Below are 11,787 nucleotides of genomic sequence, written 5' to 3' on the forward strand. Positions count from 1 at the left end.
TTAGCGATCGCTTGAATGTGTTCTTGAAGAGCTTGTTTTTGTTCTGGGGTCATCGCTAAGTAAATACACTCGTCTTACTTATCCTGACTGATTTTCGCTTTCTTTGCAAAAAACTGGGATGCTCCCCGTAGCAGTGCTACGTCTGTACAGGAATGCTGCTACGTCTGTACAGCCCTGCAAACCATTCATAGCCCTGCAAACCATTCATAGCCCTTATCCTCCCAATAACCTTTAGTAGGTAGTAAATTGCTGGTCAGGATAATCTGAGTTACCCACTTGCTTTGCTTGTAGCCTAATTTAATTGGAGATGCTAAGCGTATAGGCGCACCATTATCAGCTGATAATAATTGCCCATTCTTTTGATAAGCCATGAGAGTTTGAGGATGCACAGCAGAAGCAATATCCCAGCTTTCATAGTAGCCATCAGCAGATTTGAAGTAGACATAGCGGACGCTTGACTTCGGCTGTACTAGTGCTACTAAGTCTCGTAATCGCACACCTCCCCATTGAACGATCGCAGCCCAACCTTCAACACAGACATGGCGAATCACCATCGAAGTCAAGGGAAGTTTTTGAATATCTGCCATACTCAATCGCATTGAATTACTCACCTCACCATCAATCGTCAGGTAAAACTGCGCTGGGTCAATTTGCGGAGTGAAATCAAAAGTATTAACCAGCAATTTATCTGGCTCAATGGCACTTAAAGGAAATTCAGCTACTAGCTTTTGAGTTTGTAAGAGTGCTTCAAGACTTTGGTTTAGTGGCTCAGATATTTGCCTGACATTATCTGAAAACAAATTTGTCCCACAGCCACCTAGAAGCAGGCCTGCACCAGAAAGTCCCGATAATTGCAGTAAATGACGACGGGATAGAGTGCGTTTGGGAAGAATCCAACTCATAAGACCTCAGCAAGTTTAGCAAAAAGAGCCACTGACAAGGTTTCCAATTTATCTATTAAAAAAATTCAGCTTATTCTCGGCATTTTATCAGGAAATTAGAGTATGCAAAATTACAGCCCACGTCTTGACACTCCCCGCTCTAAAGAGATGGGGATTCTTGGTTCCCTGACCCGCCATTAGACAGCAGAGTTGCCCCAACTGCCCAAGAGGGCGAATCTCCCCAAGCGTAGCTTCCGGTGTGCCCCACCGTTGGCGAAAGGTTGACCAACCAGCATCAGATATTGACTTAGCTAAATGTCGGTTTTTGACCAAAAGAATGGGATACAAGCCCCGTGGTTCTACGACGGCTTTTCTTGATTTCTGATGTACTCCTTCAAGACATCTAAAGGCGCACCCCCTACGGACACAGCAAAATAGCTGGGACTCCATAAAGCTGCGCGTGTTGCCGGGGGGAGTATCCCCCCGGCAAACTCGCATTCTTTCTGGGGTTTTTTGTATCCGGCTTGTCCATATCTACGACTGGAAACACCTTTTAGTGCATTAACTATTTGAGAGATGGACAATTTGGGCGGATATTCAATAAGTGCGTGAACATGGTTATCCTCGCCGTTAAATTCAATTACTTGAAAATCCATCTTTTTAGCTACTTCTCTAAAGGTTTTATCAATTAACTCAAGACTCTCCTTCGTGAATACAGACCTACGATACTTAGTAACGCAGACCAAATGAATTTTTAGGTCTGTAATAGAGTGTCTTTCTCTGCGAAACTGGCTTGTCACTTCTTCTAGACCAATGTACAATCCTCTTACAGACAAATTATACATTGTCCATGAAAGCTAGATATCAATTCCGTTTCTACCCAACAGACCAACAACAAAAGCTTTTAGCTCAGTTGTTTGGCTGTGTGCGCGTAGTTTGGAATGATGCACTGGCTATTTGTAAACAGTCCGTTAGCGTTCGCGGAGCGTCTCGTAGAGAAGCGGGCGAGCGTACCCTTCAAATCTTCATAGGCTACCAAATCGTTAGATTGGATAAAGGAGTACGCTAATCTCTTGCAATACTCTTTTCGTTGCCTACTTACTCTTAAATTAACAAAACTTAAGATGTCAAATTATATTAATACTAGTTCTGCTAGCACTGCATCTTCAACATCTGCAAGTTACTCTCTTTATCAGGCGCGATCGCAACGAGGCAAACACAAAATCTTTATCGGTATGGCTCCTGGGGTAGGCAAAACCTTTCGGATGCTAGAAGAAGGACATGCGCTCAAAAAGGAAGGAATTGATGTCGTAATTGGGCTTTTGGAAACCCACGGACGCAAAGAGACAGTAGAAAAGGCAGAAGGGCTAGAGATTATACCCCGCAAGCAATTCCCTCGCGGTGAGTTGACGCTGACAGATATGGATACAGATAAAATTATAGAGCGATGTCTGGCGCCAAGCCCTTCGGGTTCGGGGGTTCGCAATCGACGGGAACCGCCAAGACTGCAACCCCCTCACCGCTTTGCGTCTACGCCCCAATTAGTCTTAATCGATGAACTTGCCCATACCAATGTCCCTGGTTCTCTACGAGAAAAACGCTACCAAGATGTAGAAGTAATTTTGGCAGCAGGCATTGATGTCTACTCCACAATGAATATTCAGCATCTAGAAAGTCTCAATGATTTAGTAGCAAGAATTACTGGGGTAGTAGTACGTGAGCGAGTTCCAGACCGCATCCTGGATGAAGCAAATGAAGTGGTAGTAATCGATGTCACACCGGAAACGCTGCAAGAACGGTTACTAGAAGGCAAGATTTACGCACCGGAAAAAATCCAACAATCCCTTGATAATTTTTTCCAACGCCGTAACTTGATTGCTTTGCGGGAGTTGGCTTTGCGGGAAGTTGCAGACAACGTAGAAGAAAACGCGATCGCCACCACTCCCAACGGGCAATTCTGTAATATTCACGAGCGAATTTTGGTGTGCGTATCCACCTATCCCAACTCAGTGCAACTACTACGCCGGGGTGCAAGGCTGGCTAACTACATGAATGCCCCACTTTATACTTTATTTGTCGCCGATCAAGAGCGCTTTCTCACCAAAGATGAAAGTCTACACATCCACACTTGTGAGAAGTTATGTCAAGAATTTGAAGGTACTTTTATTCGTGTTACCAGTAATAACGTAGCCAATGCGATCGCCGAAGTCGCTGAGAAATATCGTATCACCCAGATTGTGATTGGAGAAAGTCAACGTTCTCGCTGGCAAATGTTACTCAAAGGGTCTTTAACTCAAAAATTGGTGCGTTTACTCAAAAACATCGATTTGCATATCATCGCCAGTGAAAAAACAGCTTCATCCAGATGAAAGTTAACTTTTGTGTTCCAGTTTCTCTCCTTTTGACATCGACCGCAGCATGAATTAAACTACCGCTTGCAACCAAGAAAACTATCTCTATCCATGCATCCGACTGAACAAGTAACCGTACCTTATCGCGTTATCGGTTTAATTAGTGGCACATCTGTAGATGGCATAGACGCTGCTTTGGTAGATATTTCCGGTACAGATTTTGATTTAAAAATTGAGTTGATAGCTGGAGTAACATATCCTTACCCCGCCGAACTTAAAGCCAAAATCTTAGCAGTTTGCGCTGGGGAAGCCATCTCAATGGCAGAATTGGCCCAAATAGATGATGCGATCGCCTTTACCTTTGCCCAAGCCGCCCAAAATATCCAAATTGATCATCAACCAGCTACTCTAATTGGCTCTCATGGTCAAACTGTTTACCATCGACCACCGGGAAAAAGAGGGGGAGAGGGAGAAATTTTAACTGCTCACTCTTTACTCAGCAATTCCTTGGGTTACAGCTTGCAATTAGGGCGTGGTGCTTTGATTGCCCATCTGACAGGTATTACAACTGTGAGCAATTTCCGCGTTGCTGATATGGCCGTTGGTGGTCACGGTGCTCCTCTGGTGCCTAGAATAGATGCTTATTTGCTCAGTCACCCTGAAGAGGGGCGTTGTATTCAGAATATTGGTGGTATTGGTAATGTTGCGTATATTCCACCTCGACATGGCGACTGGCTGGAAAAAATTCGCGCCTGGGATACCGGCCCTGGAAATAGTCTTCTAGATTTAGCAGTGGAGCATTTAAGCGCTGGTGCTAAAACTTACGATGAAAACGGTGATTGGGCTGCTAATGGCACTCCCTGCTATCCATTGGTAGAACACTGGCTCAGCCAGGATTACTTTCATCTACCACCACCTAAATCCACTGGTCGTGAGTTATTCGGTGTAGCTTACCTGCATCAGTGTTTACAAGACGCCGAAGCATATCAACTCAGTCCCGCCGACATGCTGGCAACTCTCACCGAACTCACAGCGGCTTCAATTGCTCACAGTTACCAAACTTTTTTACCACAAATGCCACAGCAAGTACTATTATGTGGCGGTGGTAGTCGCAATCTTTATTTGAAACAAAGATTACAGTTATTGTTGCCATCAGTACCAGTCTTGACTACAGATGAAGTTGGTTTGAATGCAGATTTCAAAGAAGCGATCGCCTTCGCTGTTTTAGCCTACTGGCGGCATTTAGGCATTCCTGGTAACTTACCTACTGCGACTGGTGCATCCCAAGAAGTACTACTAGGAGAAATTCACCAAGGTGAGTATTGAGAACTCAGCATTGCTATAACTGTAGTCTTGACAGTACTGGATCAAGACAGGGAATGTAGAAGGTGGCTCATACTTTTTTATTGGAACCAGGGCGCTGGACAATGCAAGGAAGCTGGCTGGAACGTAATGGCTTGCCAATCAGCGTCAAGGGTATGACTCTGGTGGCTTGGAATCGAGATAACTGGTTCACTATGGCCACAAAGCTGATATTTCCAGGTAGTAGCGATCGCTCAAAAATTTCGTTGCAATACAAGGGACATCTGCATAATGGAGAACGCCAGTATACTTTTTTACTCCAGCATAATATTTTAGGGCAGGTTGAAGGCGAAGGCTGGATTGGCCCAGATACCATTGTGCAGCGTTATTGGGTACTGGGCGATCGCCAGCGTCGTAGTGGCTTTGAAACCCTGTTGCGAGTCAATGATGATAACTACTACCTAACCAGTGGCATCTTAGTTGGGCATTTTTTAACTAGCACAATGGAAGTTAACCTAGAACGTCAGTCAACATAACAATCATTTTCTATAGGATTCCTATTTGATTTTTGAAAAAAATTCAGTACACCTTTATTACTTCTTGCCTATTCCCCATTCCCCATTCCCCATTCCCCATTCCCCATTCCCAGTCTCTACGAGTGATTCAGCAATCAAACCGGATTACTGTAGAGTCTTTACTAATGACCAATGACCAACAACTATTGGGTGAAAATTGGGCAAACTAAATCAGAATTAAAGTTCGCAATGGTACAAAACATTGGAGTAAATTTACCAATTCTGTTTGATATAACTTTCCAAACCAAACACTTATAACCTGTCTGCTGAGCAGATATCACCTACGATTTTTTCACATTGGAGTCGAATTTTCTATGTCAGATCCCAACATTGGTCGCTTACTTAGCAAACGCTACCAGCTTCAGGAGTTAATCGGTACTGGAGCAATGGGTCGAGTTTATCGTGCTAAGGATATTTTGTTGGGAGGCGTACCTGTTGCTGTAAAGTTTCTAGCTTTGTCAATCCAAAATGAAAAGATGCGATTGCAAGACCGCTTTGAGCGAGAAGCGAAAACTTGTGCTTTACTAGGGCAAAAAAGCATTCACATTGTCCGAGTCATGGACTATGGCGTAGACGACAACAGAACTCCGTTCTACGTTATGGAATACCTACAAGGACAAAGCCTGAACAATATTGTTCGTAAGCAACAACTGCCTTTGCCAAGATTCCTCAGTATAGTGCGTCAAATTAGCCTGGGGTTACAGTGCGCTCATAATGGCATCCCAGTTGATGGCACAATCTGCCCAATTATCCACCGCGATATCAAGCCTAGCAATATGCTGGTGATGCAAGACTCAAGTTTCGGTGAGTTGGTCAAGGTTTTAGACTTTGGTATTGCTAAATTAATACAGTCAGACGGCGATCATACGAAATTCTATTTGGGAACGCTGGCTTATTCCTCTCCTGAGCAGATGGAGGGTAAAGAACTAGATAACCGCGCCGATATTTATAGTTTAGGCGTGATGATGTTTGAAATGCTCACAGGTAAAATGCCATTGGTTGCACCAACGCACTCATTTGGAGCATGGTATAAAGTACATCATTATCAAAAACCACGTTCTTTTGCTGAGGCTGCTCCTGGATTGTTACTACTAAAGGAAGTAGAAAATTTGGTGATGAGTTGTTTAGCCAAAGCAGCAGGCGATCGCCCCCAAACAATTAGTGAAATCCTTAAAATCTTAGCATCCCTCGAACAGCCTGAGCACACACGTCAAATCAGGCAAGACAGCCATGCACTAGTTCCTACTACTACTACACTCAGCGCTGAACTTGAACAAAAGACGAAAGCCGATTTGCAGCTATCCTTATCAAAGGATGAAATTGCTTGTGCCATTTCCTGGCCCCAAAATAAACCAATTGCCGATATTGTGTTTACCCAGCCAGTTCATATCAATGGCGAGGTTTTACCGGCCTTGTGGGTAATGCTACAGCAACAAGAAGTTCAAAAGCGTTTAGTCTGTACCCGCTACAATCAATTTCTTTTTATCTCTATTCCTCATCCTGTGTTGCTATGGATTACTGTCATCTACAACCGCAAACATGGTGCTAAATGGTTACATTACTACCTTGATCTCAAAACCAGTCTTGGTCAAGAAATCGCCCGCTTATTACAGCACAAAGGTTACTACCGTCTTTTGTTTTTTGCAAGAGAAACACCAAGTCGCTGTGCCCATATCCTACTCTCCAGTATCGCCTCTGCCCAACGCCAACGCTTACAAGAGTGGATCACAACCAGTAACGCTTTGGTGTCATCTACCGATCCCCAAATTAGTAAAAACTTACTCAAAAGCGAGTATGAAAAGATTAAGCCTCAAATTTTGGCAAAGCTGGAAGGAATTGATACAGATTTTCCATACGACCTTTCCGGCTAGATAATTTTTGCAATATTACATACAACATCTGTAGTATCAAGAGTATTAACTCAGTAAATGTAAAGTTTTATAAATAATGTATATATAGAGTTGTAATTTTTAGTTATAAAAAGTATTAGTGATAAAAACAGTAGCTGCAAAAGCTAGTCTCTATAGTATCCTCTTCTAAATGTATTTCAGGGGATTTTTAACCATGACGCCGAAACGAGAGAGATTTGCTTATGCACCAGTAAGTTTAAGCTAAAGGCTTGAATAAATTCGCATTTCAATATTCAATATATAGTAGTCAAAACTACTTAATAAGTCTTAGTTTAAATTCTGAATTGAACTTCTACGCTTTGGTTTTATATCCTTAGCATTTGGAATTGTTTATCGAAGTTGACGCCCCTGCATCCCCAGCTCTTTTCCTCCTTGGAACCAAGCAAGAGAAGGAGGTCGCCCACTGCGACATCAGAAAGACTCTATGCCATAGTGGAACCGGAATCTAAGCCCCACTGGTGCTTCAGAAGTTCTTGATAAGTTGCCTCGCGCACCACCATTTGCTCATAAAGCTTGACTAAAAAGTCTTTAGCTTGGTCGTGGCTCATGTGTTGCACCTGAGTAGCAAATGAACGGATGCTGAATTGCTGTTCCAAGGATAATTCAATTGGTTGGCTCATAATTAACTCCGAAAAAACAACGCGTTAAGGTGATATCGCTCACAGAAGTCCAAACGGGATAAGATTTGGACTTTTCTCTGTCCTACATTTGTTCTTCCGTATTAAGAAAGATAACAAGTGTTTGACAGGTTGCCCACATCCTAAGTGTGGACTTTTTTTGCTCTGAGTTCTCGCACCTGACTCTACTGATATATATCCCAAGTCCGTTGGGGCGGATTTCGGGAATATTTGGGATTTCTCAACCCAGATAGGTGAGAACTGCTTTCTTAACTCTTCACCTCTTCAAACCTTTCCTGAAAGGATAGGTTCAGCTAATGTCCCCCCTGTAGGAGCAAGAAGGATAAAAGGTATTAAGCGTGCATCATATCCGCCTTACCTTATAAGGTGCAATAAGTCAATTAACTAAATTTATGTAAATATAGCCTCCAAAGTTATCTAAGGAGGCTAAAAATATTTGTATCAAGTTGTAAAGAAGAAAAATGCTCAGGTTGAACAAATTGCTGAGTATATGTACCGGAAGGAGTCAAAAGTCAAAAGTCCATAGCTTTTTGACCCTTGAGTGCTAGTCACACCCAGTTAATTCAACCGAGGGAACCTGGGTAACGCAGTCAGCTAATGTGCGTCCAAGTTGCACATTTACTAGCTAAGACCGTCATTAGGCTGCTTTGTAGTTTGCTCTAAAAGGGGTACGCTTAGAGCGAGTCTTGTGTGCGACACACGTCTTGCGAACGATCGTCACCCCCGAACCCGTTTGCGTAGCGGCGACCATCGGAGAAGGGCTGATCGTCAGAGTATAATCGCGTCTCTAGCCTTGACTATTTTCGAGGGCGACAATGACAACTGTGATGTTATCGTGTCCACCTTCTTGCTTGGCAGCTTCAATTAGAGAGAGAGCAGCTTTATCAACCCAAGGCGTGTCTTGGAGATAACTAGCAATCTTTTGATTGACGAGTTCTTCTGTCAAACCATCACTGCATAATAGCAAGCGATCGCCAACTTTTACATCAAGTGGTTGCAAATCAATCTGATGCAGGTCTTCACGCCCCAAACAGCGCGATAATACATGACGAAAAGGATGAATTCGTGCTTCATCTGGAGTGATATCACCAATTTTTATCGCCCGTGCAACCCAAGTATGATCTTCTGTTACTTGCTCTAATTGCGACTCTCGGAAGCGGTACAGCCGCGAATCACCAACATGAGCGCACCAAGGAGCTTCTGGGGTACGAAAAATTACTACTACAATCGTTGTACCCATATCAGCGCGTTCAGGATGATTTTGCTGATCCTGTAAAATTGCTTCATTGGCTCCCCACAAAGCTTGCTCTAGCAATTCTTGGGAAGACTTAGGAGATTGCCAATGTGCTACTAAATATGTCTGAATTTCCTGAGTTGCAATGCGACTTGCTTCCTCACCTCCCGCATGACCGCCCATTCCATCGGCAACAATGAAAAAACGCCCCTCTGGGTCAATATAATAAGCATCCTGATTATTAGAACGAATAAGTCCCGGATCACTCGAACCGGTGAAATTAAGTTTCATAAATTTTTCTTCAATAATTAATACATGCGATCGTAACGGTCAAGGCGTAAAAGTAGTCGGATCAGGATCACTGAAAGCCCTGCTGCAATTAAACCAGGCACTAGTGCCCACCATACATAATTGTTAACCACTAAGATGGTAGCTGAAAGTGTGAAACCACTGATTAACAGAGCATAACTTATTGAAAGTTGAATACTGCTCTGCCGTCGTAGCAGGCGTTCTGTTTCTATAGACCGAACGCGCACGCGTACATCTCCCCGCTCTAGTTTGTCTAGTGTATCTTCCAATCTACGTGGCAGTCCAAATGCGCTACTACTTACCTGAACTGCTTGGCGACTTAATTCATTGAGAAAGGTATTCCCCTCAGAACCATTCATATTGGTCATAAGCTGCATTGCATAAGGTTGAGCAACTTCCATAAAGTTAAATTCTGGGTCTAGACCTTTGCCTACCCCCTCTAGGGTGGAAAAAGCCCGCATCACAAAAGTGAAGGTTGCTGGAAATCTAAATGGCTGATTATAAGCTATTTCGTAAAGATCTTCACTGATTGCCGCGACTGATTGGTTTTCAAAGGGCTTATCCATAAAATTGTCCAGCATATACTGGACAGAACGCCGCACAGGGCCCATATCATCCACTGGTGCGATCGCTCCTAAATTGACGAGAGACTGAACAACGCGATCGCCATCTTTTTGAGCAATACCAAACAGTGTCTCCATCAGTCCTTCCCGCACGTTGGACTTAATCCGCCCCATCATGCCGAAATCGTAGAATATTAGAGAACCATTCGGGCTGACGGCAATATTACCTGGATGAGGATCAGCATGAAAAAAGCCACTATTGAGTAACTGTACCAAATATGCTTGAGCGCCCTGGCGGGCAATTGCCTTGCGATCTAAACCCGCCGCTTCTAAAGCTTCGTATTGGCTAATTTTAATCCCAGGAACGTATTCTAAGGTCAGAACTCTCGACGTAGTGTAACGCCAATAAACTCTTGGGACTTTCACCCAGTCGTAGCCGCGAAAGTTCCGGCGAAAAGTATCGGCGTTACGACCTTCATTGAGATAATCAATTTCTTCCCAAAGAATCCGACAACATTCTTCATAAATACCGATCCAATCTCGCCCCCGTCCCCATTTGGGATGGTTTTGAAAGTAGCGGGTAATTCCTTTGAGAATCTGTAAATCTATTTCAAATAACTTCTTCAATCCAGGACGCTGTACCTTGACAACAACTAATTCCCCAGTATGCAGAACAGCTTTGTGTACTTGACCAAGGCTAGCAGCAGCTAAGGGAATGGGTTCAAAACTCTGGAAGAGTTCAGGAATTTTCTTCCCTAGTTCTTTCTCAATAGTCGCTTCTACTTGCTCATAGCTAAATGCTGGCACTTTGTCTTGTAGCTTTGCCAACTCTTCTACATACTCAATAGGGAAGATATCAGCACGGGTAGAAAACAGTTGCCCGACTTTGATAAAGGTTGGCCCTAAGTCTAGTAAGGTAGTGCGAATCCAGATTGCTTGGGCTTTGCGTCTTGCAGCTTGCTTTACCTCAGTTACACCACCTGTGTAACTCCAAGTTTTGTTGTACAGCCAAAGCTTGAACATTAAGGTCAAGACAAAAGACCAAATGTCTACAAAGCGCCGTCTACTAGAGTAGTTTTCGCGATTCCAACGGTATGCCTTATCTGAATAACCTGTTTCCATATTCTTTGCGTACCGTTGGTTTGTAACTGAATCATCTGGAAGAAAAGACACTCTAATTCCTAAACTGTTTTTGATATAGTAATCCGATTTGATTCGTGAACTGACTCGTAGAGACAGGGAATGGAGAATGGGGAATGGAGAATGGGGAATGGGGCATGGAGAAGAAGTAATAAAGATGTACTGAATTTTTTTCAGAAATCAAATACTAGCCCTATATGTCATTTGTCATGTGTCATTCGTCTGATGATTCTTGACCAATGACCAATGACTAAATTAAATTTATGCAGAAGTTCTACGATAATGTTGCAATTCTGTTCGCAACAGGGCAATTTCTGCTCGCAACTCGTCAATATCTGCTTGCAAGTCAACTGAGCTAGAACTGGGTTGACCACTAGCTGTAGTAGTTTGGCCAGCATTCGCAGCTTCTGCTGCGCGATTTGCCCGCTCTAAGACTTCATCTGAAAACTGGCGCAGTTGCTCTCTAGCTTCTGCATCAAATTTTCCCAGATCACTCAAAGCATCTGTCAAGGCGACCTCTAGGCGCTCATTAATCACTTCAGCTACTGCTCTACCTACAAAAAAGGCTTGCACAAGGGGGTTACTCATAAATTTTTGTTACGCTCGTCCGCAAGAGAATTATAACTTGCCCGTATGCATTGCTGCTTCTGCTATAGAGCTAGAGATTTGGTATTGCAGACTTTTAGTCTAGATAAGTATTTTTTACCGAAAAATTGGGTCTAAAGCCCCGTCGTTCTACGACGGCTTTTTCATAATTATTATTGCTCATATTCATCATATAATTACGCTAGATGTAAAGGCGTAACCATGCTTGTATTTGAGGCAAAACTTAAGGGTAGTAATGAGCAATACGAAAAGCTTGATGAAGCAATTCGGACTGCTCG

12 protein-coding genes and 2 pseudogenes are annotated in these 11,787 nt (G+C 43.3%); 7 read left to right on the forward strand and 7 right to left on the reverse strand.

Translation table 11 applies throughout. The features are described from left to right. Window positions 1-185 precede the first annotated feature (185 nt). The 3 genes from IQ246_RS25630 to tnpA form a co-directional block, all read right to left on the reverse strand. Window positions 186-902, reverse strand: a complete 717-nt coding sequence (locus IQ246_RS25630; protein ID WP_194006135.1) for a molybdopterin-dependent oxidoreductase — start codon at window positions 900-902, stop codon at window positions 186-188. Window positions 903-989: 87 nt separating this feature from the next. After that, window positions 990-1,229 (reverse strand): hypothetical protein, encoded by a 240-nt coding sequence (locus IQ246_RS25635; protein ID WP_208492302.1) that lies wholly within the window; start codon window positions 1,227-1,229, stop codon window positions 990-992. Window positions 1,230-1,240: 11 nt separating this feature from the next. After that, a complete protein-coding gene (gene tnpA, locus IQ246_RS25640; RefSeq protein WP_194006143.1) occupies window positions 1,241-1,681 on the reverse strand; it encodes an IS200/IS605 family transposase in 441 nt (146 codons plus the stop codon). Window positions 1,682-1,731: 50 nt separating this feature from the next. Here tnpA and IQ246_RS31385 point away from each other — a divergent pair. From IQ246_RS31385 to IQ246_RS25670, 6 genes and pseudogenes are all read left to right on the forward strand, one after another. After that, a pseudogene (locus tag IQ246_RS31385) lies at window positions 1,732-1,797 on the forward strand (helix-turn-helix domain-containing protein); the annotation flags it as partial. Between the two features lie 208 nt (window positions 1,798-2,005). Continuing rightward, the gene (locus tag IQ246_RS25650) at window positions 2,006-3,250 is read left to right on the forward strand and encodes a universal stress protein (RefSeq protein ID WP_194006136.1); all 1,245 of its coding nucleotides are present in this window, start codon (window positions 2,006-2,008) and stop codon (window positions 3,248-3,250) included. A 93-nt stretch (window positions 3,251-3,343) separates the two neighbouring features. After that, a complete protein-coding gene (locus tag IQ246_RS25655; RefSeq protein ID WP_194006137.1) occupies window positions 3,344-4,558 on the forward strand; it encodes an anhydro-N-acetylmuramic acid kinase in 1,215 nt (404 codons plus the stop codon). A gap of 62 nt (window positions 4,559-4,620) precedes the next feature. Further along, window positions 4,621-5,070: a hypothetical protein gene (locus IQ246_RS25660; RefSeq protein ID WP_194006138.1), complete on the forward strand. Its 450-nt coding sequence runs from the start codon at window positions 4,621-4,623 to the stop codon at window positions 5,068-5,070. 32 nt (window positions 5,071-5,102) lie between these two features. Further along, window positions 5,103-5,279, forward strand: a complete 177-nt coding sequence (locus tag IQ246_RS25665; RefSeq protein ID WP_194006139.1) for a hypothetical protein — start codon at window positions 5,103-5,105, stop codon at window positions 5,277-5,279. 144 nt (window positions 5,280-5,423) lie between these two features. Then, a complete protein-coding gene (locus IQ246_RS25670) occupies window positions 5,424-6,980 on the forward strand; it encodes a serine/threonine-protein kinase (RefSeq protein ID WP_194006140.1) in 1,557 nt (518 codons plus the stop codon). A gap of 461 nt (window positions 6,981-7,441) precedes the next feature. On the opposite strand, the gene IQ246_RS25675 is transcribed toward IQ246_RS25670, so the two are convergent. The 4 genes from IQ246_RS25675 to IQ246_RS25690 all read right to left on the reverse strand — a co-directional run bounded on the left by IQ246_RS25675 (window position 7,442) and on the right by IQ246_RS25690 (window position 11,491). Then, window positions 7,442-7,639 carry an NblA/ycf18 family protein gene (locus IQ246_RS25675; protein WP_162398757.1) on the reverse strand — a complete coding sequence of 66 codons (198 nt, stop codon included), beginning with the start codon at window positions 7,637-7,639 and terminating at the stop codon, window positions 7,442-7,444. Between the two features lie 805 nt (window positions 7,640-8,444). After that, complete coding sequence (locus IQ246_RS25680) at window positions 8,445-9,182, reverse strand: Stp1/IreP family PP2C-type Ser/Thr phosphatase (RefSeq protein ID WP_194006141.1); 738 nt, start codon at window positions 9,180-9,182, stop codon at window positions 8,445-8,447. A 17-nt stretch (window positions 9,183-9,199) separates the two neighbouring features. Beyond that, entirely contained in the window at window positions 9,200-10,885 is a 1,686-nt protein-coding gene (locus IQ246_RS25685; RefSeq protein ID WP_194006144.1) for an AarF/ABC1/UbiB kinase family protein, read from the reverse strand. Window positions 10,886-11,164: 279 nt separating this feature from the next. Beyond that, the gene (locus IQ246_RS25690) at window positions 11,165-11,491 is read right to left on the reverse strand and encodes a DUF6825 family protein (protein ID WP_194006142.1); all 327 of its coding nucleotides are present in this window, start codon (window positions 11,489-11,491) and stop codon (window positions 11,165-11,167) included. A gap of 219 nt (window positions 11,492-11,710) precedes the next feature. On the opposite strand from IQ246_RS25690, the pseudogene IQ246_RS30645 reads away from it, so the two are divergent. Further along, window positions 11,711-11,787 (forward strand): annotated as a pseudogene (locus IQ246_RS30645) (transposase); the annotation flags it as partial.

The sequence above is a fragment of the aff. Roholtiella sp. LEGE 12411 genome (genome assembly GCF_015206995.1).
In the GTDB taxonomy this organism is placed as follows: domain Bacteria; phylum Cyanobacteriota; class Cyanobacteriia; order Cyanobacteriales; family Nostocaceae; genus Komarekiella.

What these genes read in the sequence shown, in the direction of transcription:
- IQ246_RS25630 (WP_194006135.1), bottom strand. Translation starts at nt 902, where the DNA reads ATGAGTTGGATTCTTCCCAAACGCACTCTATCCCGTCGTCATTTACTG.
- IQ246_RS25650 (WP_194006136.1), top strand. Translation starts at nt 2,006, where the DNA reads ATGTCAAATTATATTAATACTAGTTCTGCTAGCACTGCATCTTCAACA.
- IQ246_RS25655 (WP_194006137.1), top strand. Translation starts at nt 3,344, where the DNA reads ATGCATCCGACTGAACAAGTAACCGTACCTTATCGCGTTATCGGTTTA.
- IQ246_RS25670 (WP_194006140.1), top strand. Translation starts at nt 5,424, where the DNA reads ATGTCAGATCCCAACATTGGTCGCTTACTTAGCAAACGCTACCAGCTT.
- IQ246_RS25675 (WP_162398757.1), bottom strand. Translation starts at nt 7,639, where the DNA reads ATGAGCCAACCAATTGAATTATCCTTGGAACAGCAATTCAGCATCCGT.
- IQ246_RS25680 (WP_194006141.1), bottom strand. Translation starts at nt 9,182, where the DNA reads ATGAAACTTAATTTCACCGGTTCGAGTGATCCGGGACTTATTCGTTCT.
- IQ246_RS25685 (WP_194006144.1), bottom strand. Translation starts at nt 10,885, where the DNA reads ATGGAAACAGGTTATTCAGATAAGGCATACCGTTGGAATCGCGAAAAC.
- IQ246_RS25690 (WP_194006142.1), bottom strand. Translation starts at nt 11,491, where the DNA reads ATGAGTAACCCCCTTGTGCAAGCCTTTTTTGTAGGTAGAGCAGTAGCT.